This window comes from Acetilactobacillus jinshanensis (assembly GCF_004359375.1).
In the GTDB taxonomy this organism is placed as follows: domain Bacteria; phylum Bacillota; class Bacilli; order Lactobacillales; family Lactobacillaceae; genus Acetilactobacillus; species Acetilactobacillus jinshanensis.
In genome coordinates, this window is record NZ_CP034726.1 from 1,338,895 (window position 1) to 1,362,492 (window position 23,598).

A 23,598-nucleotide genomic window follows, 5' to 3' on the forward strand; every position below is an offset into this window, starting at 1 on the left:
ATAAGACAGAAAAAGTGGCCTCTTTTAGGAGACCACTTTTTTCAATCAAATTTTAACTTGCGTATTCAACTGACCTAACCTCACGTATAATCGTAACCTTAATATGGCCAGGATATTCCATATCCTTTTCGATTTTACGCTTAATGTCACGGGCCAATACAATCGCTTGTGTATCAGAAACTTTATCCGGCTTGACAATTACACGAATGCCACGTCCAGCTTGAATAGCGTAACTCTTTTTAACTTCAGGGAAACTGTTGCTGATCTTTTCAAGATCAGTTAAGCGATGAATGAAGCTTTCAAGAGATTTGCTCTTAGCACCTGGACGTGAAGCAGCAATTTCACTTGCAACGTTAACTAATTCAGAAATAATATAATGAGGCTTTTGATTACCACTATAAGCCCCAATTGAATCAACAATTACGGGACTTTCATTATATTTCTTAGCTAAATCAATTCCAATCTGAACGTGAGAACTATTAGCTTCGTGATCAACCGCACGGCCAATTTCATGTAATAATCCAGCACGTTTAGCTAAAGTAACGTTTTCACCTAATTCAGCGGCTAAAACGCCGGTTAATTTAGCGACTTCAATTGAACGATCTAAGACGTTTTGACCGTCATACATCATAAATTGAAGGCGTCCAATTAATTTAACCAAATGCGGGTCCATTGAGTGAATCCCGAGATCAAAAATGACGTTCTCTCCTGTTTCTTGAATCTTCTGACCAAGTTCTTTACGACTCTTGGCAACCATTTCTTCAATTCGAGCTGGATGAATTCGGCCATCCTTAATTAATTTTTCTAGAGCGATTTTAGCAATCGTTCTACGAACAGGATTAAAGCCACTTAAGACTACTGCATCAGGCGTGTCATCAATAACAACATCAATTCCCGTTAAGGTTTCAAAGGTTCTAATATTACGGCCTTCACGACCGATAATTCGACCCTTCATATCATCATTTGGTAAGTTTACCACCGAAACCGTAGTTTCAGAAACTAAATCAGCAGCACTCTGCTGAATAGCTTGAACCACCAAATTTTTAGCCTTTTCTTTTGAAGTTCGCTGAGCTTGATCATAGCTATCTTTAATCATCTTAGCTCGTTCACCAGCAAGCTGATGTTTAGTATCACTAATGATCATCTTACGAGCTTCACTCTGAGGAAGTGCGGCAACCTTTTCTAGCTTTGCTTGACGTTGCTTAATCAAGGTTTCCGCAGCCTGCTGCTTCTTAGTAATTTGTTGTTGCTTAGCGTTCAACTTAGCTTCTTTACGGTTTAAAGAATTGTCACGTCGATTAAAGGCGGCATCTTTGTCATCCAAAGATTCTTCACGTCGTAATAAACGATTTTCTTGTTTCTGAATCTTAGAACGACGATTCTTTAAATCTTTATTAATTTCAGAACGGTATCGATTACTTTTTTCTTTAGCATCTAACACCATTTCTTTTTTAGCAGTTTCAGCTTGTCGCTTAGCTTTTACCAAAATACTTTGAGCATCCTGATGAGTATTACTGAGCTTTTTTTGAGTAGTACGTTCGTGCACATATTGCCCAATAAAGAATCCAATAATAATAGCGATGATTGCGAGGATTAGGCTAATAATTACCATAATTTCACCTTCACACCATCTAAAATAATAAGTTTTAATGAGTATATTACTCTTAATTCATTTTAGAATTAAGTCATTACACCTGTCAATATAATTTATTTCAATTTTAAAATCGAAGAACTATTTTTGTCCTCCATTGGTCGGCTTTTTAGATGAATCATCTTTTTTTAGGCATATCAAGTGGCAAGTGATAAGCTTTTCTAACCTGAGCATTGAGTTGATCCATTAATTTTGGATGAGCTAAAAGAAATTTCTTAGCGTTCTCACGGCCCTGACCAATTCGTTGACCATCATATGAATACCAGGCACCAGCCTTTTCAACTATACCCTTATCAGCGCCCATATCCAAAAGTTCACCGGTCTGTGAGATCCCGTGACCATACATAATATCAACTTGGCAACGTTTAAACGGTGGTGCAACTTTATTCTTAACGACCTTGATCTTGGCACGGTTACCAATGATGTCGGTACCTTTTTTAATCTTTTGGCCACGTCGAATTTCTAAACGAATCGTTGAATAGAACTTTAATGCACGACCGCCAGGTGTTGTTTCTGGGTTACCAAACATCACGCCGACCTTTTCACGGATCTGATTGATAAAGATACAGATCGTGTTGGTCTTACTGATGGACCCTGATAATTTACGGAGTGCCTGGGACATTAAACGAGCTTGAAGACTAACGTGAGAATCGCCCATTTCACCCTCGATTTCAGCTTGGGGTACTAAAGCCGCAACAGAGTCAACAACCACTAGGTCAACAGCACCGCTGGAAACAAGGGCGTCACAAATTTGTAAGCCCTGTTCACCCGTATCGGGTTGAGATAATAGCAGATCATTAATATTAACGCCTAGATTTTTGGCATATTCAGGATCTAAGGCGTTTTCTGCGTCGATATATGCAGCCGTGCCACCATGTTTCTGAACTTCAGCAACGGCATGTAATGCTAGCGTCGTTTTACCTGAACTTTCAGGACCATAAATTTCAACGATTCGACCTTTAGGATAACCGCCAACGCCTAAAGCGCTATCTAACGCAATTGACCCCGTGGGGATCGTTTCAATACTGTTGTCAGCACGGTCACCCATGCGCATGATCGAGCCCTTGCCAAACTCTTTCGTGATTTGTTTTAAAGCACCGTCTAAAGCCGCTTTCCTTTGACTTTGAGGATCTTTTTTAGCCATTATTTCATCCCCTTAAATTTGATTTAAAGGACTTAAAGTAATTTATTTAGCGCATCGTTAACCATCTTTAACCCGGTCTTTACACATAATAAGCGGATTGCGTCTCTGGAATTATTTTTTAGTTCCTCAGCCGTTTTAAAGCCACTTAACTGATGATATAGAGTCTGTAAATGATATAGTTTAGCGATCGTTTTATGACCATTTATCGACAAACCAATCCATACGGTCCCACCAGGCTGACCTTCTAACGGATCAGGTCCAGCAGCACCCGTAAACGATACTGAAACGTCAGTATTCATAATCTTACGGGACTGACTGGCCATCCATTGGGCAACGGGTTCAGAAACTACACCATACTCATTAATAACGTCGTTGGGAATCCCCAATAATTGATGTTTAGCGTGATTTGAATAAGTTACAAAGCCACCCGGAAAAACTGCTGAAATTCCGGGGACGTTACCCAACGTCGCCTGGAACATCCCAGCAGTCAAACTTTCAGCACCAGTAATCGATAGATGATGATTAATTAATCGATTGCCGACAATTTGTTCAATTGAAGTCTGTCGACCATCGCCGATGTACCACGATCCAAAATGATTAAGGATAATATTTTTAATTTGATCTGGTCGTTCCCGACATTTCACAATCTCGAGAACAATTTCATAATGATCAACATGAACAAAATAAACGTCGTTCCGGCCTAAAACCTGACTTAATTTTCGTGTGAATTGATCCAAGCCTAGTCCAAAAAAGCGCATGTATAACGGACGTGATTGCAAAACTAATTTACCTTTCAGTAAACCATGCCAATTAAATTGAGTGTTCAAAAACGCCCCAGTTCTTTACAAAGTAATCAATTCCGGAGTAAACCGTAAAGAATAAGGCAATGTAAAGTAACGTTAGGCCGATGATGTTAAAGCTCAATAATAAGAATACGATCGAGAACATCTGTGATGCCGTCTTAATCTTACCTGGCCAAGCGGCAGCAATGACCTTACCACTGGTCTCAGCACAGATTAAACGAAGGCCGGTAACGGCAAGTTCACGGCAAACGATAATTGCGGCAACCCAACTTGGAACTACGTGGGCGCCAACTAAAAGGATGAATGCCGTCATAACTAACATTTTGTCGGCTAACGGATCGGCAAACTTACCAAAATTGGTAATTAAATGACGACTTCTAGCTAAATGGCCATCTAAGAAATCGGTAATGGCAGCAATCGCAAAAATAATCGTTGCTAAGAGCCACGTCCCATGAGTAACGGTTCCTAGCCAACAAATGGACCCCATTAAATTAATTGGTAAAATAAACGCAATTAAAAAGATCGGGATCATGATAATTCGCATTAAGGTTAATCTATTTGGTAAATTCAATGTCTTTTCCTCCTATAACAAAAACTGGACTCGGGAAGCCCAGTCATTTAATTAATTACTATTTTTTAAACTTTAAGATAATTGATCGAATCGATTGCTTATGAGTTAATTTCAAAGATCTCTGATTAATCTTTGCACTTAATGGCGATTCGTTACTTACATCCACCTGAATTTGCTTAGCTTTAGCAGGTACTTTAATGGCTTTAACCCGCTTGGCTTTCAATTCAAACGGTGTCGCAACTTTATCATCAGTTTTAACTGAAACTTGAATCGGTTGCGTGCTTCTTAACCTTAAGTGCAACGGTTTAATCTTAGTATTAATTTGATAACTTAATTTAGTGTCCGTAGCCGATTGCCGACGAATCTTTAACTGAGGTCGTTTCTTAACGTGCTTATGGACTTTCTTTTTATGGACGGGCTTTGCTGAAGTCGCACCGGAAAATGATGTTGAGTGCTCACCCGAATTTGTCGTCAAACCATTATGATAATGTGCGGCAACGACCCAGATACCAACTAACACGATCACCACGATTACGATCATGGTGAATAACGGAATGTATTTTCTGACGGCCGAATGTCGATTTCGAATCCGCTGTTTTTCGGCATTCACTAATAACTTATCTTTACTAACGTTGTTGATATAGTTTGGATCCTGAAAATCAGGTAACTTATTATTAAAGCGCCGAAGTAATTCAATTCCGTTGATCCCAACGGTATCCGCATACTTCTTAATAAAGGCTCGAACGTAAAAATCACCGGGTAAATCTTTGTAATTCCCCGTTTCAACATCTTTTAAATATCGAGACTTAATCTTTGTGATTTGATATAAATCATTCAAGGAATAATTTTTCTTTAAGCGAGCTTGACGAAGAATTTGGCCAATCTTAATGACCGCTGAATTCTTCTTAACTTGCTTTGATCCTTGTTTACGTTTTCCCATTCAAATTACTCCACTTGTTCATATAATTTTCATTTTAATTATAGCATAATCAACATTCTCTAAAAATAACCAAAATAAAAAGCTCCCGTTAAATCAGGAGCTTCCATTAATTATTTAGATTTCAAACTAATTTTTAAAAGATCCGTTTAAAGAACAGTCCGATTCGACGCCACATTGATGGTTTAATTGGTGAATCCAACTTCATTAATGGGACGGTCTGACCTTCTAAACGACGAGCGATGTTTCGATAACCTTGAGATGCTGGGTTATCGGCATTCAATACGATGGGTTCCCCATGATTTGAAGTACTAATTACAGCGTCATCATCAAAGACAATCCCTAATAAATCAATCCCTAAATGTTCGGTAATACCATCAAAATCCATGATGTCACCTTCAGCGATCATATTGGGACGAATTCGATTAATGATTAACTTCGGGGCTTCCTTTAACGGATGTTCTTCTAATAAACCGATTACTCGATCAGCATCTCGAACGGCAGAAATTTCGGGGGTGGTAACAATAATGGCTTCATCAGCACCGGCAACGGAATCCATAAAGCCTTGTTCAATCCCAGCAGGACAGTCAATAAAGACGTAGTCAAAATTAGGCTTTAATTCATCAACGATCTTCTTAACGTCCTGTGGACTAAGTGCAGTTTTATCCGTACTTTCAGCGGCTGGTAATAGATATAATAAGTCATCAAATCGCTTATCCTTTACCAGAGCTTGACGTAAATGAACACGGCCACGGGCAACATCCACGATATTATACATAATTCGATTATCTAAACCTAAGATAACGTCTAAATTACGTAATCCAATATCCATATCGACCATGCAGACACGTTTACCCATAAGTGCTAACGCGATACCGATATTAGCCGTGGAAGTCGTCTTACCAACTCCACCTTTACCGGAAGTAATAACGATTGCTTTTCCCATTACATTATTCCCCCAATTCGATTATAAAATTTAGGATTAATTTTTCTTAAATTAGCCGTCTTGCCATAGCTTAAGATATGTAGATCATTAACATAAGCTACGGTTTGATTAGATGCTGGAATTTGACGATCAGCAATCACGTCAAATTGTTCACCAATTCGAACTTGCTGAGCACTATGCAGATCACCAATAATCAATTTATCTTCAGAACTCGGAAAGCCAGCATGAACGATGCCTTCAACATTACCCATCAAATAAATATTACCATCGGTGTATAAGCGACCGCCCTGATGGATATTACCAAAAAAGAGCACGTCACCGTGCATCCGATATGATTGACCATTACGAATGGTTTTACTAATCACATGGACGTTGTGACGTTCTCTCAAATGATACGAATCAATCGTAGTGATTACGTTTGATTTAATGTCCTTTAAGCCGAATTCAGGGTACTTTTTAAAAACATTTTTCAACGTACTAATTTCTCGATAAGAAAATAATCGATTCCCCGTCAGGACCGTAAAATTAATTTTATGACGCGGGTCAGAATTTTTACCAAAACGCGCTAATAAAGATTTGAGTTCAGAATTAATCTTATCGATTCCACTTGCAGAATTAAGAAATAATTCATATCCATCTTGTGTTCCCTTTAAAGTAATTGCTCTCAAGATTAATTCTCCTCTAAATTATCCTTGCTGACAATAATTATATAACCTCTGAATGGGGTAATATAAGATCGCAAAAAGAATTGCGTTTAAGATCAGGGTCGGAACAGCACTGTAAAGAACAAAATTCATTCCTGCATACGCTGCAACACCCGTGATTCGACTAACGACTTGATCAGCAAGATCACCTAAGAACAAAACGATAATCAAATCAATCAAATAAATTACAAAAGCACTAATAAAATTAATCGAAAAGTATCGATACATGGCCCTAGTACAATAAACTACTAGAGGGAAAATAATTATAAATACGCCCCAGATACCGACATAATACCAATCAAACACGGCACCCAGTAACGTAGCCCAGCCTTCTAGATGAAGGTTATAATCATTCACAAAGAAAACAGCCATGACGAGCCAAAATAAAGATAGGTACGGAACCACTGAGTAAGATTTAAACAGGACCGACATTAAATTATAAGAAACCGATCCATCCAAGAAGAACGCAATTAACAATCCAATTGGAAAAACGTACTTTAATGACGAATTCTTAATCATAAACGATTCCTCTATTCATCTTTACCAACAACGGTTACCGTTTCAATATCATTCAAATTAGCGGCAGGTTTAATGTAAACTTCTTTAGATAGACCGTAATCATCTGAAGTTACTTTGGAAACTTTGCCGACGTATAAGCCTTTAGGCATGATGCCACCCAATCCATTGGTTGACACTTTATCACCACGTTTTAGTTTACCTTTAGTGGTAATATTACCCATCTTAATGCGGTTAGTTCCTCGATCGTAACCGGTTATGATCCCGTTAACGTTTTTACCGTGTTTACTATGAATCTGGATCGCAAATCGGTTAGCGGAACCACTGTTATCAGTAATCAATTCAACTTTACTGTTGGTCTTATTGACTTCAGCAATTCGACCGATTAATCCAGACGCCACGATTACAGGCATGTTCTTTTTAATTCCGGAACTTTCACCCTTGTTGATTATAATCTGATTTTGCCAATTGGATGGAGTTCGGGTCATAATCGATGCGTTAACAGATTTATAATCGGTTAAACTATGTCCTAAATGAAGTTGCTGCTTTAATCGAGTATTTTCATTTTGCAGGGCTTGATTACGAACTTGAGTTGATACAACAGTATCAACTCGTTTCTTTAACTTCTGATTCTCTTGATAGGTACTTAAAAGACCACCAATTGAATCAAAGCCACGATGAATACCATTAGTTGGGATGGTGATAACACGGTTAGTGAAGCCAACCACGTCGTTACCAAACTGCTGAATTAATGGTGGTGTTGATCGACGATTACGAACGTTTACCGATAATGTTATTAAGCCTAAACAAACAATTAGACATAAAATAGCGATTACTAATTTTCGATTAGAGAAAAACTTCCTCATAATGGGCCTCCATCACGTCATTTAATGTGCAATAAACCAGTTGCTGGCTTATTTACGTTTACGAATGGCGTTGATACTACTCAATGATTTACCGGTACCAATGGCAACACAATCCATTGGATGTTTAGCGATTGATACTGGTACTCGAGTTGCCTTGGAAATTACGTCAGCGATGTTCTTCAATAAAGCACCACCACCGGTCAATACGATACCATGGTCAATTACATCGGAAGCAATTTCAGGAGAAGTTTCTTCTAACGTTTCTTTAACGGCACTAATGATACCTTCAATGGGTTCATGCATTGCTTTAGCAACGTCAACCGCAGAGACCTTGGTCGTCTTTGGTAAACCAGTTAATAAATAACGACCACGAACGGTCATGTCATCAATCTTCTTAGCGTCTTCAATTGAAGCAGAACCAATATCCCACTTGATCTTTTCAGCAGTTCGTTCACCGATTAATAAGTTATAATGCTGACGAATGTAGTTAGCAATGGCGCTGTTTAACTTATCACCAGCAATTCGAACGGACTGGCTAGATACAATTCCGCCTAAAGAAATGGTGGCAATATCAGTAGTACCACCACCAATATCAACAACCATGCTACCAGTTGGGTCCATAACCGGTAAACCGGCACCAATCGCAGCAGCAAATGGTTCTTCGATTACATAAGCACCTTTAGCTCCGGCAACTCTAGTTGCATCAATTACGGCTCGTTTTTCAACAGCTGTAACGCTGCTAGGTACACAAACCATAACATAAGGACGACCTGCAGCATGACCTAAAGCCTTATTCATATAGTACTTCAGCATGGCAACCGTGGTGTCATAATCAGCGATCACACCATCCTTCATTGGTCGAATGGCTTTAATACTAGCTGGGGTTCGGCCAATCATATCGCGGGCTTCGTTACCAACGGCAACGACGTGGCCCGTTTTAGTACTTTTGGCAACTACGGACGGTTCACGTAGAACAATCCCCTTGCCTTCAACATAAACAATGGTGTTTGCAGTACCTAAATCGATACCGACGTTTTTTGTTCCAAATCCAAACAAAACTATTCATCCCTTCATACTTCATTTAACTCGTTTAAATTTAAGAATTTTTTTGATTTATAAATAACGGCCTTACGTTGGATATAAAATATAAGGATCCAGTAATTAATAATACATCATCCTGCGACATCATGGAAACTGTCTGGACAATTGCCTGCTTCCAATTTGGGATGTATTTAATGGGATGCTTAGCTTTTACATCTTCAGCTAATGGCTTTAAATCAGCAGCACCACGATGACCTGGACCGTGAAATTCAGTTAACACCAAGTGAACGTTATGAATCTGACTCAAAATCTTAACCATTTGCTGATATTGTTTATCAGCAAAAATAGCTAAAATTACGTAAACATCACGTTGCGCAAATCGTTTACTAAGGATCGGCTGAATAGCCTTAATTGCTGGAACGTTGTGTGCACCGTCAATCACCACGATCGGCGAACCGTTAAGCCGTTCAAAACGACCGGCCCAGAAAGTGCCAGCAAGGCCCTTTCGAATAATATTTGGATCAACATGCAAACCGTTAACTCGGCAGTACTGAAGATAAGTTTCCACAGCAACGGCGGCATTATCAATTTCATAGGTGCCGACCATTTGGATCTTAGCCCGATGTAAACTCAAGCCCTTTGATTTAAAATCAAAGATTTCGTTCCAGCCCGTTGGCTGATGATGTTTAATTAAGAAGTCTCGTCCTAAGATCGATAGATGACTATGTTTTTTAGCAGCCGTCTTCTTAATCACGTCTAACGGAGCTTTACTAATTCGACCAGCAACCACGGGTTTCCCTTGCTTGATAATGCCAGCCTTTTGATAAGCAATCTTAGGTAACGTATCACCCAGGATCTTCATGTGATCCCAGCTAACGGTTGTAATTGCAGAGACGTCAGGAATTAAAACGTTGGTCGAATCATAACGGCCACCGATCCCAACTTCGACGATCACAACGTCAGCATGATGTTCAGCAAAATATTTGAACATCATTGCTGTGATCACTTCAAATTCAGTTGGACCACCATCGGGCAACGCTTTATCCAACGCTTCTGCCACCGGGGCAACGGCCTTGGCTAGGCGAAGAATTGTTGAATTACTGACGGGCTTGCCATTAACACTAATCCGCTCGTTGAACGTCACTAAATACGGTGACGTAAAAGTACCGACCGAATAACCAGACTGCTGGAAAAGATTTCGTAGAAAAGTAACTACGGATCCCTTCCCGTTAGTTCCAGTTACATGGATCATGTGCTTAATTTTATTTTGCGGATTACCCAATTTTTTCATGAATAATCGCATTCGATCCAACGTTGGATCTCGTTTAAATTTATGACGACTCGCGATAAACGCTAACGCATCATGATAAGTATTCATGAAATCCTTCTTTATTTTTGACTGTTATTAATCGTAGCTAAACGTTTCTTAGCGGCATTTAACTTTGATAAGTTAGCGGCTTTCTTAGCTTTTTCGTTATCAACTAACTTCTTTGGAGCGTTCTTTACAAAGCCCTGGTTAGCTAACATCTTTTCAGAACGTTTAACTTCATGGGTGAAGTTATCGATCTGATCCTTAGTCCGCTTAACTTCAGCTTTCATGTCAACTAACTCGGACAGTGGAATACTAACCTGAGCATTATCCATAACACTGGTCATGGCTAACTTAGGTACCTGAACATCACTGCCAACTTTGAATTCCTTTGGATGGCAGAAGCGCTGAATGTAATCGTAGTTCTTCTTAAAGACTTGCTTTAAGGTTGGATCATTCGTCTTGATTAAGATGTTGACACTGCTGGACATCTTGGCATTGACTTCAGCCCGGATGTTACGAACGGTCTTAATCAAATCGATTAAACGACTCATTTCTTTTTCGGCCTGTGGATCATTGAATTCAGGATGATCAACTGGGTACTTAGCTGTTGCCAATGCGTTACCAACATGTGGCATTGCTAACCAGATCTTTTCGGTAACGAATGGCATGACTGGCTGTAATAGACGTAAGGTCTGATCCAATACGTAAGCTAAGACGTTCTGAGTATTCTTCTTAGCCTGGGCATCGTCACCAGTTAAAACAGCTTTACTCATTTCAATGTACCAGTCACAGAAGTCATCCCAGATGAAGTCATAAATGCAACGACCGGCTTCACCGAAGTTGAACTTGTCATACTGTGCAGTGATGTGATTAACAACGTGGTTTAAGCGACTTAAGATCCATCGATCAGCTAAGTTCATCTGATCACGCGGTGGTAAGACTGGCTTCTTCATGTCACCTAAGTTCATGATGACGTAACGGCTAGCGTTCCAGATCTTGTTAACGAAGTTCCAGGCTGAGTCCATCTTCTTGTAACTGAACTTAATATCCTGACCTTCGGTAGTTCCGTTAGATAAGAACCAACGTAATGCATCGGCACCGTACTTCTTGATGACGTCCATCGGATCGATCCCGTTACCAAGGGATTTACTCATCTTGACACCGTGTTCATCACGAATCAAACCATGTAATAATACATGTTTGAACGGTCGCTTACCAGTGAAGTGTAAACTCTGGAAAATCATGCGTGATACCCAGAAGAAGATGATGTCGTAACCAGTAACTAACGTATTGGTTGGGAAGTAACGCTTGTAATCATGGGCGTTAGTATCAGGCCAGCCCATGGTTACGAATGGCCATAAGGCACTTGAGAACCACGTATCTAAGACGTCTGGATCTTGTTTCCAGTTTTCAGGGTCTTTCGGTGCATGTTCACCAACGTAAACCTTACCAGTCTTCTTGTTATACCAAGCAGGAATTCGGTGGCCCCACCATAACTGACGTGAAATACACCAATCATGAATGTTGCCCATCCACTGCATAAAGGTATGTTCGAAACGCTTTGGAACGAAGTCAACACGGTTACTAGTCTTTTGATTTTCCATAGCGCGTTTAGCTAACGGCTTCATACGAACGAACCATTGAGTTGAAAGACGAGCTTCAACCTGAACACCGGTTCGAGATGAATGACCAACGGCATGGACGATTGGTACGATCTTGATAATCTTGTTTTCTTTTTTTAAATCGTTAACCATGGCTTTACGAGCCTGGAAACGAGTTAAACCTTCGTATTTTCCGGCGTTAGCGTTCATGGTTGCGTCTTCGTTCATGGTATTGATTTGTGCTAAGTGATGACGTTTACCAACCTGGAAGTCATTTGGATCATGGGCCGGCGTAATCTTAACCATCCCGGTCCCAAACTTAGGGTCAGCATGCTGATCAGCAACGATCGGAATCTTACGGCCAACTAACGGTACGACAACGTACTTACCAACGATGTTCTTATAACGTTCATCATGAGGATTAACCGCAACGGCAGTATCACCAAACATGGTTTCTGGACGGGTAGTCGCAATTTCAATGTAGTTATGGCCATGGAACTTGGTATCGTCAGCAAATGGATATTTAACGTGATAGAAGGCACCCTTATCATTGTGATAAGTAACTTCAATATCTGATAAAGCGGTTCGAGCCATCGGGTCCCAGTTAATGATGTATTTACCACGGTAGATTAAGCCTTCCTTATATAACTGAACGAAGACTCTACGAACGGCTTTCTTAAAGCCTGCATCCAGGGTAAATCGTTCACGGCTGTAATCTAATGAAAGGCCTAACTTAGCCCATTGCTTTTTAATTGTAGCTGCGTAATGATCTTTCCATTTCCAAATCAGAGCGATTTCTTTCTTACGACCTAAGTCGTAACGGGAAATTCCCTTCTTACGCATTTTAGCTTCAACTTTAGCCTGCGTAGCGATACCAGCATGATCCATCCCTGGTAACCAGAGAGTGTCATAACCTTGCATTCGTTTCTGACGGATCAACATATCCTGTAATGTTGTATCCCAAGCATGACCTAAATGAAGCTTACCGGTAACGTTCGGCGGTGGTAATACGATTGAATACGGCTTAGCCTTCTGATTACCACTCGGCTTAAAGATTCCTTCCTTAAGCCATTTCTTGTACATACCAGCTTCAACTTCGTTTGGGTTAAATTTCGTTGACATGTTAACGTTTCTCATATGAAATTCACCTCATTATATTTAAATCAAAAATTAATATTACCAAACAAAAAAGCACTTCTTCCTAACTAACGATAGGACGAAGTGCTTCCGCGGTACCACCTATTTTAGATTATTTATCATAATCCCACTTAATTTCGTTTAACGATCGTTGATCGGACAGGCCTACTCTGTTCAGTCCATCTACTCACAAGCTACGTTCACTCTAGCTAATTAAGGGCTTCTCATTAGCGCTCTTTCCCTGTATTAAATTTAGCTAAAATTACTGACTTGCTCTTAGTATTTATAATTAAATAATAGCTAATATCCTGTGTAGCGTCAAATAGATTAAAGCAACTGAGAAAAGATTTTCTTTTGCGAATCCAAGAATTCATCATCAGGATGAATCTCAGTGACTTTAGCATTAGCTAAAGCCTGTTTCGTTAAGCCTTTAACATCAATTAACTTTTCGTATTCACGTGATTTTTCAAGATTTGGCTTAGTCTTAGGAGACGGCGGCGTAAAGATCGTGCAGCAGTCTTCATAAGGCAAAATCGATAATTTGTAGGTTCCTAATTTCTTGGCAATCGCGATGATCTGGTTCTTATCCATTGATAATAACGGGCGAAGAACGGGTAGTGTCGTGACGTCGTTAATGGCGACCATGCTTTCCAAGGTCTGGGATGCAACCTGACCTAATGATTCACCATTGAAGATCCCACTTTCGTGACGCTGAATCGTAACTGCCGCAGCTAATCGATACATCATTCGACGCTGAATTGTCATCAGGTAACCTTCAGGAACCTTTTCCTTAATTTCTTCCTGAATCTTGGTAAACGGGACCTGAATAAAGTTAATGTGACCACAGTATTTAGCTAAATTAGCCGTCAGTTCTTTAGCCTTATTTAAAGCCTGTTTACTGGTGTACGGCGGACTGTAGAAATGAACCATGTCCACTCTAACACCACGTTTCATGGCTAGATACGTGGCAACTGGTGAATCAATTCCACCTGATAACATCAAAGTAGCACGACCCCCAGTACCAACTGGTAAGCCACCGGCACCAGGAATGGTTTCGGTCATTAAGAAGATTCCGTTAGTTCGAACTTCACAACGAACTACAATGTCGGGGTTCTTCATTTTGGCTTTAATCTTTGGGAAATGCTTAATGACGGTACTTCCTAAAGCATCATTAACGCCATAAGTATCAAGCGGGAACTTCTTGTCCTGACGCTTAGTACTGATCTTAAACGTCGTTCCGTCGCCATGGTATAATTTCTTAACCATCGCAACGGCAACTTTTTTAGCTTTGTCGAGATTCTTATGATTGTCAACTCGAACGACGGGTGAAAAGTTTTCAATTCCAAAGACACCCTTTAAATGATCCATAACTTTAACTGGATCATCACCGTTTAAACGGACGTGAAGTCGGTCCCATTGAGCGCTAACGTCCACATTTTTAAAGCTATGCAGAGCATGCTGGACGTTTTTGCCTAATTGTCGAATAAAATCGCTTCGATTTTTATGCTTGGTGGACAATTCACCGTAACGCACCATGATCTCAGTGTATTGCATTGAGTTCGTCCTTTCTTTCTTAGCTTAACTTACTGAATTGCTGATATAATTTATTGAAAACTTGATTAAAGCGTTTGGCTTCAGCAACGGTATTTTGATCGCTTAATGAAATTCGAATTGCGCTTCGTGAAATCGTTTCTGGAACCTTCATTGCACTTAACGTGTGGGATGGAGCACCGTTCTGTGAAGAACATGCACTGGTGGTCGAAATGTAAATTCCGTACTTTTCAAAAGCATGAACTACGGTTTCACCACGGACACCCTTGATTGCAAAGCACAAAATATGCGGTGCAAAGGTATCATCATTCTTAGAAAATACCTGAACCTTTGGAAATTTCTTGACGTGATTATAAATTACGCTCTTGACCTGACGCTGATGAGCAATCTTTTTTGGTTCATCCTGCATATCAAGACGGAGTGCTTTAGCCATTGCAGCAATCCCTGGTAAGTTTTCGGTACCACTGCGCATGCCAAATTCTTGACCACCGCCATCGATTAATGGAGCAAACCGACGGCCATGACGAGCGTAGATAAAGCCCGTTCCACGTGGTGCATGGAATTTATGACCAGAAACTGCTGCAAAATCAGTTCGACCATTAAAGATCTGTTTTTCAAGGCCTTTACCAACGGCTTGAACAGCATCAACATGGAAATTAATCTTTGGGTAATGCTTTAGTAATTGAGCAATTTCTTTAATGGGTTCAATAGTACCAATTTCATTATTAATCGCCATTACCGATACCAAAATCGTGGTTGGACGAATTGCGTTCTTCAAATCAGTAATTGAAATGCGACCGTACTTATCAACTGGTAAATATGTGACGTCAAAGCCCAATTTCTCTAGGGTATGCATTGAATTATATACGGCCGCATGTTCAACGGAAGTCGTAATAATGTGATTACCGAATTTTCGTTTAGCGAGAGCTGTACCTTTGATGGCCCAGTTATCACCTTCACTGCCACCACTAGTAAACAGGATTTCACTTGGCTTGACGTGTAGTAAATCAGCAATCTGTTGACGTGACTGGTTTAATAAACTATGCGCTTCAGCACCGAAATCATGTAAACTAGATGGATTACCCCAAATTTTATCACTAACGATATCATACGTTTTAAGTGCATCTGGATTTATCTTGGTGGTAGCACTGTTATCAAAATAAATCATGTAACGACTCCTTACTTATTATGCTTGTAATATTCTTTTTCAATTCGTTTGGAAGCCCCTGGTTCAACCTTGTCGATTGCACTAGATATAGTGCTTAAACTGTCATGATAATTATATTCATTTTCAAATAAGGCACGAGCTTCTTTATTAGCATGGGCCACGTTGGCGTATGAATTGCGATAACGATTTGAATACTGCATTAACTGTTCAGATAATGCAGCATCGTCAATCAAATCATTCGTCTTTTCACGTAGTTTGCTCATGTCAGTTCGAATCGTAACTAGACGTTTATTAATGTCATCCATACTGATCTTAACTTGATTGATCTTATCAGAAAGATGCTTCATCTCATTAAAGACGATGTTGTAGTAATCAATATAACTCTTTGGTAGCCCAGGTAAATTCAAACGACTAACCTTTCGATTAATATTATGTAAGGTCAAGCCAAATTTACTGATGCTATCGCGGGCGCTTGATTCTTCACGGTTTAAATCATAAACCGAATCGTTAATCTTTCGTTGCTGGGTTTCGATGTTACCCAACTGCTTTTCAGCCTTTTTCTGATGATCTAATGCATCAGAATAGATTACGCTGTTACTGGCCATAGCGTCCATATCCTTATGATGAACAGCATCGATATGGGCTAATTGATGACTCAATTTCTTAGTCGTCTGAATTTCATTATGATTTAAATCATAGTTTTGAGATAAGCGACGAAGCTCCGTCATCAAGACGTAGTTCTGTTTCTGGGCATGTTCGATGTATTCGGAAATAACATCAACATCGTTATTAACCTGGCGTTTAGCCTTAATTTCTCTCGCCATGGCATCATATAGCTGGTTGATCATCGTTTCGATCTGATGACAGTTACTTTTAACCTGGTTAATATTGAGGCCCTTTAATATGCCAACGGTTTTTTTAACTTTTGCTTCAACATACTTAACAGCACCCTTTAAATCCTGTTCAGGAAATTGATAACCTGAATTAAGCATATAGCTTAAGCCATGCTTGATTTCAGAGACTTGCTTTGGATAAATGGTTGCTAAATCTTTATATAAAGCTGGGACGGACTTCATATAAAGGCTCAAGGTGCTGGTGTTAGTTTCCAGCTTTTTTAACGCTTCTTCTGCTGAATCGTGGTCCCCATTTTCAGCTAACTTAACAAAATTATTGTAGAGACTTTTTACATAGTCTAAATAATCCTGAATTTTATTTACGCTAGGCCCATAAATATAGTTCTTGGTTAATAAACTCTTGTGGATCTTACGGAGCTTATCATTATAACTAACCAAGGCTTTGTGCTGATGCTGGGATAATTTTGATAACTGACCTAAATTGGATTTGATGTCTTTAATGGATGTCGTGATTTCACGAACGACCCGATTAGCATGGAGATATTCCTGGCGAGTCTTTAAAAAATTAAGACTTCGTGAATCACGTTCGATATCCTGAATTAAGCGATCGACAACGTCAAATGATTTGTCATGAATTTCGTGATACCGATCTCTATCATCCTGAAACTGTTCCAAAGATTTACCGGATAATTTAGTTCTACCAACTTTTTCTAAAGCTTTCCGTAATGATTCACCCTGGATGTTTTTATTTTTCTTTTCAACCAAGCGAACTTTTTGAAGCAATAAATGTTGATAGATTACGACAGCTAAATAAGCCACACCAACAATCACAATAATTGCTATTAATATGCCTAGCATGATTTTTATCCCATCCTTGATTAGTATTTTAGGTCATTTAACAATGAAATATGAGAACCAATGTAAATTATATCATAAACAATTGGCTATTGGCCTATAAATCAGGATAAATCACACAAATCAGAACCTAAGAAACGACTCCACTTTGACAACGAATTACAATCAAGATATTATAATAAGTGTGTAAAATAATGCAGCAATGTACGGTAAGCTCGTCAACATATTGGTACGCATGAAGTTTGATTAGTAACCCTCCGGCTGCTGAGGTGAACGTTCAGATCAATATGCACGAATACTAAGTACATAACTAAATTATTTTACTCCAAATTTTTAATTGGAGGAATTTTTAATGAGATACACAGGTCCTAGTTGGCGAATTTCCCGTCGTTTGGGAATTTCCTTATCAGGTACTGGTAAAGAATTATCTCGTCGACCATACGCACCAGGAGATCATGGTAATGGCCGTCGTCAGAAGTTATCCGAATACGGCATGCAGTTACGTGAAAAGCAAAAGTTACGTTACATGTACGGCTTAAGCGAACGTCAATTCTCTAACTTATTCGTTAGAGCCGGACGTATTAAGACCGGTCGTCATGGTGATAACTTCATGATTTTACTTGAACGCCGTTTAGATAACATGGTTTACCGTTTAGGTTTAGCCACTACTCGTCGTCAAGCTCGTCAATTAGTTAACCACGGTCACATTACCGTAGATAACAAACGTGTTGACATTCCTTCTTACGAAGTCAAAGTTGGCCAAGTAATCGGTGTTCGTAAGAAGTCTCAGAACATGAAGGTCATCAAGGACGCCGTCAAAGCCGTCGTTGGTCGTCCACCTTACGTATCATTCGATGCTAAGAAATTAGAAGGTAAGTTAACTCGTTTACCACAACCTGACGAACTTAACTCTAACATCAACGATGCATTAGTTGTTGAATACTACAACAAGTTACTCTAATTAATGTCACTAATGTTTATAGAAATATAATTAAGTGCTTCGCTTTTACGAAGCACTTTTTTTATAACCCAATTTAAAAAGGAGTCTTTTTCATGAGTGATACTCCCACGAATTCCGTAAACGATCGCTTAGATCGAACCATCAACGGGACACCTAAGATCAACCCTGATGAACAACGTAAATATTTAGGGACCTTTCGAGAACGGGTTTCTTTAGCCATTAAAATCAGTGATTTAAAATCTCAAAATGCGTTTAACGGCTTTAAAAAGGACCTTGAAGCCCACCCTAAATATTTACTAATCATTAACGGTAATCTAACACAAAACCTGACGATGCCCTACTTAGCCTATGCTAGTCAGCATAATATCGACTTTACGATGCGGACCGATTCATTTTACTGGACCCGAAGTCAGGATTACGGATTAATATATGCATCCCATCACAACGCCATTAATCAATACCCCGTCAACGTCATGCAGAAATATCCAGCTAAAACGGATAATCATAAGGGTAGTTCTCAGTCACCAAAAAGTTCAAAAAGCAAATCATCACTGTGGACTAAATTAAAGAAGTTATTTTAACGAGAAGGAATATCCATGTTAGCAATTAATATCTTAATGATTATTTTCACCCTATTGCTTTTAGGCATCGGGACCTTTTTATTTATGCACCGTCATAAGACGTTTCTAATCTTTAAAACGTCTGACCATCATCTAATTGGCAGTGTCGTTAAGAATTTCGGCATTACGTTCATCATTGTCGGGATCATTTCATTAATCACGATTTTGACCCAAAACACGATTTATATATGTATTGCTCTGATAATCGGTTGTATTGCGGTCACTGCATTTTACCTTTGCATTAGTAAGTTCATTCCTAAGTCCTAGGCAATGTAAGCGCTTAAATATTTGCTTATCTTCGAAAGGCGGCTAAAATAATTGTTAGTAAGGTGATAAATATGACAACTAATTACCAACAAATTTTAGTCCCAATCGATGGTTCTAAAAACGCTAAACTAGCTTTTAAACGAGCTATGACTGTCGCCAAAGCTAACCACGCTAATCTTCATTTAGTTAACGTCATCGATACCCGGGCTTTTGATAACATTTCAAGTGTTGATGAATCCACAATTGATCAATTGACAAAGGACACCAAAAAATCACTTGATAAGTATCAAGCCGTTGCTAAAAAGGCCGGTTTAAACGTCGATTACTCCATTGAATTTGGTTCACCAAAGACGATCATTTCTCATCAAATGACTAAACGTTGGCATATCGATTTAATTATCATGGGTGCTAATGGTTTAACCACTGTTGAACGAGTACTGATCGGTTCCGTTGCCGCATATGTATCTCATGCCGCACCTTGTGACACGTTACTAGTTAGAAAATAATTTAACATTTTAAGAGATCTTAAAAGGACCGTTCCACGATTTAACGTGAAATGGCCCTTTAATTTTGCCTAAATTTGAGATGGCAACGACTCTGGATGTTGGTAAACATGATGAAAAGCGTGTGCTTGGCGTTTTGCTGATTCAGCATTACTAGGTTGATTTAAGCCTAGATAATTTTGGCTGATCTGTGTATAGACATCCCTTAATTTATACATTGAATGAATTTTAGCTGAATCACTAATCGTCTGAAAACAAACGGCATTTGAGATCTTAAACGCTTTTAATTGATAGAATAATTTAGCTAATTTTAATCGTAAGACAATGAATAGCCTTACCCGCTGATGAATCTTAGTAGCGACATCAAAGTTTAAGTGTTGTTTAGCAACCTTCGCAAATTCCAGTGATTTAACATAATCTTTCTGCTTGAAGTAAACACAGCTAATCCCAAGATTAGCCCAAACTCGATAGTATTTATTAATCGGACTAAAGTTTTGAATAACCGTTTTATGAAAATAATATAACGCATCGCGATCATCATCATTTATGTACGAAAGGAGCCCCTGATAACAGAAATATTGTGGCATTTGATGATGGACCTTAAATTTATGGACTGGAATTCGTGATAATTGTCGTTTAGCTTTTTGATATTTGTCTTGCAAAATGGCTTCTTCAACATCGACTAAATTAATCGATGGCCTGATAACGGAATGAATCGGAATGTTCAAACGTTGACCAATTCGCGCTAAAATTCCCAACTTAGGACAACTGTTCCGGTTTTCAATTAAACTAATGGTCGCTTGCGCGCATATCCCGTCAGCTAACTGGTACTGTGATAGTCCGGAATTGATACGGTGATGTTTAATTATTTTTCCAGAGACTTTCATGAACTTTCACCTAATTATTTAAGAAATCTGTGAATGTCGGAAACATTTGGTTAAATGATCGTTAACCACACCAACGGCTTGTAAATACGAATATAAAGTTTTCGGTCCAATTCGTTTGAATTGATAATAACGAAATTTTATCAGAAACGGTTCAATAAATTTGGAATAATCCAAGGGTTCATTATTATTCACAATTAGATGATCCAACGGCGTATTATTTACAGGCGACCAAGTTAAATGGCGGAGTGTAATTCCCGCATGATGCAATTTAACTAATCTTTTAGCATTGGAAATAATCGCCTTAATCTTTAATCGATTCCGAATTATTTTCTTATTATTTAGCAAACGTTTTAAATCGGCTCCCGAATACCTGGCTACTTTTGAATAATCAAAATTATCAAAAGCTTGATAAATGGCATCCCGTTTCTGCAAGATTAATTTCCACTGGAGTCCCGCTTGGAAAATCTCTAACGACAGTAGCGCAAACAATTGCTGTTCGTTATATTCGGGGACGCCCCATTCTTGGTCATGATATTGTTGCAAAAGTGGATCCCGATTAGCCCACGAACATCGCTCTAAATTTTTAATATTAATCATCTCTTTCACTTATAAATACGTAAAAAAAGCGCTTAATTATTAAATTTTTGGTTTAATAATTAAACGTCGTTTTATGTGTAAATTTTTAAATTAATTTTACTTCTGTTTTAGCGGAATAAAGTCATGGTGTAACTTTGAACGATGCTTAAATTCAGCAAAGGCTAACTTGATTAACTTATCAATCAATTTAGAATAGCTAAGCCCTTGAGCTTTCCATAACTGCGGGTAAAGACTAATGTTAGTAAAACCTGGTAACGTGTTAGCTTCACCAACGTATGGGGTTCCATCTTTAGAAACCAAGAAGTCAATTCTAGCCATGCCTTTTAACTGAAGAGCTTTATATGTAGCTAGACCCATCTTAGTGATTTCCTTAGCTAATTTTTCAGACATCTTAGCAGGAATTTCAAATTTAACGCCACTTGCATTAACAAACTTATTTTCGTAAGTGTAAAATTTATCATGCTTTGGTACTCGAATCGCACCAACTTGGGATGCCTTCGGATGTTCATTACCTAAAATGGAAATTTCGTATTCTTCGGGACCTTTAATTGCTTGCTCAGCTAAGATCTTGTAATCGTAACGGAAAGCATCCTTTAAGCCTTTTTCATATTCATCTTCATTATGAACCTGATGAATACCAACGGATGAACCCTGATTAGCAGGCTTCAGGAATATTAAATTTCCAAGCTTCTTGCTTAAAGCATCAAAACTCCACTTTTTATAATTATCTGGTGTTAATAATATGTATTTAGTATTACGAATACCATAATAAGTTAGGATCTTTTTAGTTACGTCTTTATCAAAAGCCATAGCTGACGGTAAAATTCCACTGCCCACGTATGGAATTTGTAATAATCTAAAGAGACCTTGAATTGTCCCATCTTCACCTAAATTACCATGAATCATCGGGAAGAAGACGTCAATATCCTTACATTTACCAAGATTTGCAATATTGGCAAACGGGTTATGACGATCTAAATTATCCTTAGCTTTCTTAGCATATTTGGCTTCTGGAACATCATTCAATAACACTTCTCTAGAATCATGATCATCCAAAATAATCATGTCTCTGGTCATTAAAAATAAACTTACTCGATATTTGTTCTTATCCATCGCGTCATAAATATTACGGGCGGATCGCTTAGAAACATCATGTTCTGACGAATTACCACCAAATAACAAAGCAACGTGCAATTTACGGTTCATTTAACACCGCTCCTTTCACCTGTTTAATAAGTATATCACTATCACTTGATGTCGTCAGTATTAATGACGTTTTGTGTTCCACGTTCGTTAATAATCGACACCAATAAATTATTTAACATCTGATCTTCATGGGCTGGCGATAGCTTATGATGACCCTCTTTTTCTAGCTCGTCAATTGCACTTTCAGCAATTGAAACGGCACCCTTAACGATGATCTTACGGGCTGACAGAATGGCACTCGCCTGTTGGCGCTGTAACATTGCACTGGCAATCTCCGTTGCGTAAGCCAAATGATTGATTCTGGTTTCAATAATCTTTAAGCCAGCAATCTTTAAACGATCCTGTAATTCAACCGTCAATTCATGTGAGACGTCGGCCGAATTACCGCGAAGCGTCTTTGCGTGCGGGTTATCAAATGAATCATATGGATATTCACCCGAAACATGACGGATGGCCGACTCACTCTGAACAGCAATAAAGTGTTCATAATCTTCAACGTTAAATAAGGCCTGGGCGGTATCAACGACTTTGTACACGATTACCGCAGAAATTTCAACGGGGTTTCCCTGCTGATCATTAACTTTAATAATCTGACTATTAAAGTTACGGACCCGTAAGGAAACCGGTGTTTTATTCGTTAACGGAACCGTGACAAACAACCCAGCATCCCTGATCGTTCCAATATAACGGCCAAAAAACGTCAATACTTTAGCTTCATTCGGCTGAATAACGGTCAATGAACTTGCAATCACAAACGCAATGATTAAACCGAGCGTTCCAAAAGCAATTCCCGAAACGGACTTACTAATTACCGCCACGATACTAACTAAAGCCAGTAAGATGGCAACGATCAAACCAACGTAACCATTGACGTGAAAAGCAATTTTCTCTTTCATATTA

At 38.9% G+C, this 23,598-nt stretch carries 23 protein-coding genes and 1 other annotated feature; of the genes, 4 read left to right on the forward strand and 19 right to left on the reverse strand.

Going from position 1 to position 23,598, the window contains the following annotated elements; all coding sequences use genetic code 11:
* Nucleotides 1-52: 52 nt before the first annotated feature.
* The 15 genes from rny to ezrA form a co-directional block, all read right to left on the reverse strand.
* The gene (gene rny / locus ELX58_RS06440; protein WP_133442300.1) at nt 53-1,612 is read right to left on the reverse strand and encodes a ribonuclease Y; all 1,560 of its coding nucleotides are present in this window, start codon (nt 1,610-1,612) and stop codon (nt 53-55) included.
* A 157-nt stretch (nt 1,613-1,769) separates the two neighbouring features.
* A complete protein-coding gene (gene recA / locus ELX58_RS06445) occupies nt 1,770-2,795 on the reverse strand; it encodes a recombinase RecA (RefSeq protein ID WP_133442301.1) in 1,026 nt (341 codons plus the stop codon).
* A gap of 32 nt (nt 2,796-2,827) precedes the next feature.
* On the reverse strand, nt 2,828-3,574 hold the full coding sequence (locus ELX58_RS06450; RefSeq protein WP_236747666.1) for a nicotinamide-nucleotide amidohydrolase family protein: 747 nt from the start codon (nt 3,572-3,574) through the stop codon (nt 2,828-2,830).
* A 31-nt stretch (nt 3,575-3,605) separates the two neighbouring features.
* Nucleotides 3,606-4,169: a CDP-diacylglycerol--glycerol-3-phosphate 3-phosphatidyltransferase gene (gene pgsA / locus ELX58_RS06455; RefSeq protein WP_133442302.1), complete on the reverse strand. Its 564-nt coding sequence runs from the start codon at nt 4,167-4,169 to the stop codon at nt 3,606-3,608.
* Between the two features lie 58 nt (nt 4,170-4,227).
* On the reverse strand, nt 4,228-5,109 hold the full coding sequence (locus tag ELX58_RS06460) for a helix-turn-helix domain-containing protein (RefSeq protein ID WP_133442303.1): 882 nt from the start codon (nt 5,107-5,109) through the stop codon (nt 4,228-4,230).
* A gap of 133 nt (nt 5,110-5,242) precedes the next feature.
* On the reverse strand, nt 5,243-6,052 hold the full coding sequence (gene minD, locus ELX58_RS06465) for a septum site-determining protein MinD (RefSeq protein ID WP_133442304.1): 810 nt from the start codon (nt 6,050-6,052) through the stop codon (nt 5,243-5,245).
* Nucleotides 6,052-6,720: a septum site-determining protein MinC gene (locus tag ELX58_RS06470; protein WP_133442305.1), complete on the reverse strand. Its 669-nt coding sequence runs from the start codon at nt 6,718-6,720 to the stop codon at nt 6,052-6,054. The genes minD and ELX58_RS06470 overlap by 1 nt, the downstream gene beginning before the upstream one ends.
* A gap of 18 nt (nt 6,721-6,738) precedes the next feature.
* A complete protein-coding gene (mreD, locus tag ELX58_RS06475; protein ID WP_133442306.1) occupies nt 6,739-7,275 on the reverse strand; it encodes a rod shape-determining protein MreD in 537 nt (178 codons plus the stop codon).
* A gap of 11 nt (nt 7,276-7,286) precedes the next feature.
* The gene (mreC, locus tag ELX58_RS06480) at nt 7,287-8,138 is read right to left on the reverse strand and encodes a rod shape-determining protein MreC (protein WP_133442307.1); all 852 of its coding nucleotides are present in this window, start codon (nt 8,136-8,138) and stop codon (nt 7,287-7,289) included.
* Between the two features lie 48 nt (nt 8,139-8,186).
* The gene (locus tag ELX58_RS06485) at nt 8,187-9,194 is read right to left on the reverse strand and encodes a rod shape-determining protein (protein WP_133442308.1); all 1,008 of its coding nucleotides are present in this window, start codon (nt 9,192-9,194) and stop codon (nt 8,187-8,189) included.
* Between the two features lie 40 nt (nt 9,195-9,234).
* A complete protein-coding gene (locus ELX58_RS06490; protein WP_133442309.1) occupies nt 9,235-10,557 on the reverse strand; it encodes a bifunctional folylpolyglutamate synthase/dihydrofolate synthase in 1,323 nt (440 codons plus the stop codon).
* 11 nt (nt 10,558-10,568) lie between these two features.
* Entirely contained in the window at nt 10,569-13,229 is a 2,661-nt protein-coding gene (locus ELX58_RS06495; RefSeq protein WP_133442310.1) for a valine--tRNA ligase, read from the reverse strand.
* Nucleotides 13,230-13,301: 72 nt separating this feature from the next.
* Nucleotides 13,302-13,516: a binding site (T-box leader), on the reverse strand.
* Nucleotides 13,517-13,556: 40 nt separating this feature from the next.
* Nucleotides 13,557-14,783 carry a tRNA uracil 4-sulfurtransferase ThiI gene (gene thiI / locus ELX58_RS06500; RefSeq protein ID WP_133442311.1) on the reverse strand — a complete coding sequence of 409 codons (1,227 nt, stop codon included), beginning with the start codon at nt 14,781-14,783 and terminating at the stop codon, nt 13,557-13,559.
* A gap of 19 nt (nt 14,784-14,802) precedes the next feature.
* Nucleotides 14,803-15,948, reverse strand: coding sequence for a cysteine desulfurase family protein (locus tag ELX58_RS06505; protein ID WP_133442312.1), 1,146 nt, complete (start codon nt 15,946-15,948; stop codon nt 14,803-14,805).
* A gap of 11 nt (nt 15,949-15,959) precedes the next feature.
* Nucleotides 15,960-17,660, reverse strand: a complete 1,701-nt coding sequence (ezrA, locus tag ELX58_RS06510; RefSeq protein WP_133442313.1) for a septation ring formation regulator EzrA — start codon at nt 17,658-17,660, stop codon at nt 15,960-15,962.
* A gap of 349 nt (nt 17,661-18,009) precedes the next feature.
* On the opposite strand from ezrA, the gene rpsD reads away from it, so the two are divergent.
* The 4 genes from rpsD to ELX58_RS06530 all read left to right on the forward strand — a co-directional run bounded on the left by rpsD (nt 18,010) and on the right by ELX58_RS06530 (nt 20,011).
* A complete protein-coding gene (gene rpsD, locus ELX58_RS06515; RefSeq protein ID WP_133442314.1) occupies nt 18,010-18,618 on the forward strand; it encodes a 30S ribosomal protein S4 in 609 nt (202 codons plus the stop codon).
* Between the two features lie 92 nt (nt 18,619-18,710).
* On the forward strand, nt 18,711-19,199 hold the full coding sequence (locus ELX58_RS06520; RefSeq protein WP_133442315.1) for a YueI family protein: 489 nt from the start codon (nt 18,711-18,713) through the stop codon (nt 19,197-19,199).
* A gap of 15 nt (nt 19,200-19,214) precedes the next feature.
* Nucleotides 19,215-19,505, forward strand: coding sequence for a hypothetical protein (locus tag ELX58_RS06525; protein ID WP_133442316.1), 291 nt, complete (start codon nt 19,215-19,217; stop codon nt 19,503-19,505).
* Nucleotides 19,506-19,576: 71 nt separating this feature from the next.
* Nucleotides 19,577-20,011, forward strand: a complete 435-nt coding sequence (locus ELX58_RS06530) for a universal stress protein (RefSeq protein WP_133442317.1) — start codon at nt 19,577-19,579, stop codon at nt 20,009-20,011.
* 68 nt (nt 20,012-20,079) lie between these two features.
* On the opposite strand, the gene ELX58_RS06535 is transcribed toward ELX58_RS06530, so the two are convergent.
* The 4 genes from ELX58_RS06535 to ELX58_RS06550 form a co-directional block, all read right to left on the reverse strand.
* A complete protein-coding gene (locus tag ELX58_RS06535) occupies nt 20,080-20,895 on the reverse strand; it encodes a helix-turn-helix domain-containing protein (RefSeq protein WP_133442318.1) in 816 nt (271 codons plus the stop codon).
* A gap of 18 nt (nt 20,896-20,913) precedes the next feature.
* Nucleotides 20,914-21,438: a DNA-3-methyladenine glycosylase I gene (locus ELX58_RS06540; RefSeq protein WP_162614671.1), complete on the reverse strand. Its 525-nt coding sequence runs from the start codon at nt 21,436-21,438 to the stop codon at nt 20,914-20,916.
* 150 nt (nt 21,439-21,588) lie between these two features.
* Nucleotides 21,589-22,698: a D-alanine--D-alanine ligase family protein gene (locus ELX58_RS06545; protein ID WP_133442320.1), complete on the reverse strand. Its 1,110-nt coding sequence runs from the start codon at nt 22,696-22,698 to the stop codon at nt 21,589-21,591.
* A gap of 41 nt (nt 22,699-22,739) precedes the next feature.
* The gene (locus ELX58_RS06550; protein ID WP_133442321.1) at nt 22,740-23,594 is read right to left on the reverse strand and encodes an SPFH domain-containing protein; all 855 of its coding nucleotides are present in this window, start codon (nt 23,592-23,594) and stop codon (nt 22,740-22,742) included.
* Nucleotides 23,595-23,598: the final 4 nt, after the last annotated feature.

Bases quoted from the DNA above. Each gene is read 5' to 3' on its own strand.
- rny (WP_133442300.1), bottom strand. From the start codon at position 1,612: ATGGTAATTATTAGCCTAATCCTCGCAATCATCGCTATTATTATTGGA.
- recA (WP_133442301.1), bottom strand. From the start codon at position 2,795: ATGGCTAAAAAAGATCCTCAAAGTCAAAGGAAAGCGGCTTTAGACGGT.
- ELX58_RS06460 (WP_133442303.1), bottom strand. From the start codon at position 5,109: ATGGGAAAACGTAAACAAGGATCAAAGCAAGTTAAGAAGAATTCAGCG.
- minD (WP_133442304.1), bottom strand. From the start codon at position 6,052: ATGGGAAAAGCAATCGTTATTACTTCCGGTAAAGGTGGAGTTGGTAAG.
- mreD (WP_133442306.1), bottom strand. From the start codon at position 7,275: ATGATTAAGAATTCGTCATTAAAGTACGTTTTTCCAATTGGATTGTTA.
- mreC (WP_133442307.1), bottom strand. From the start codon at position 8,138: ATGAGGAAGTTTTTCTCTAATCGAAAATTAGTAATCGCTATTTTATGT.
- ELX58_RS06490 (WP_133442309.1), bottom strand. From the start codon at position 10,557: ATGAATACTTATCATGATGCGTTAGCGTTTATCGCGAGTCGTCATAAA.
- ELX58_RS06495 (WP_133442310.1), bottom strand. From the start codon at position 13,229: ATGAGAAACGTTAACATGTCAACGAAATTTAACCCAAACGAAGTTGAA.
- thiI (WP_133442311.1), bottom strand. From the start codon at position 14,783: ATGCAATACACTGAGATCATGGTGCGTTACGGTGAATTGTCCACCAAG.
- ELX58_RS06505 (WP_133442312.1), bottom strand. From the start codon at position 15,948: ATGATTTATTTTGATAACAGTGCTACCACCAAGATAAATCCAGATGCA.
- ezrA (WP_133442313.1), bottom strand. From the start codon at position 17,660: ATGCTAGGCATATTAATAGCAATTATTGTGATTGTTGGTGTGGCTTAT.
- rpsD (WP_133442314.1), top strand. From the start codon at position 18,010: ATGAGATACACAGGTCCTAGTTGGCGAATTTCCCGTCGTTTGGGAATT.
- ELX58_RS06520 (WP_133442315.1), top strand. From the start codon at position 18,711: ATGAGTGATACTCCCACGAATTCCGTAAACGATCGCTTAGATCGAACC.
- ELX58_RS06525 (WP_133442316.1), top strand. From the start codon at position 19,215: ATGTTAGCAATTAATATCTTAATGATTATTTTCACCCTATTGCTTTTA.
- ELX58_RS06530 (WP_133442317.1), top strand. From the start codon at position 19,577: ATGACAACTAATTACCAACAAATTTTAGTCCCAATCGATGGTTCTAAA.
- ELX58_RS06535 (WP_133442318.1), bottom strand. From the start codon at position 20,895: ATGAAAGTCTCTGGAAAAATAATTAAACATCACCGTATCAATTCCGGA.
- ELX58_RS06545 (WP_133442320.1), bottom strand. From the start codon at position 22,698: ATGAACCGTAAATTGCACGTTGCTTTGTTATTTGGTGGTAATTCGTCA.
- ELX58_RS06550 (WP_133442321.1), bottom strand. From the start codon at position 23,594: ATGAAAGAGAAAATTGCTTTTCACGTCAATGGTTACGTTGGTTTGATC.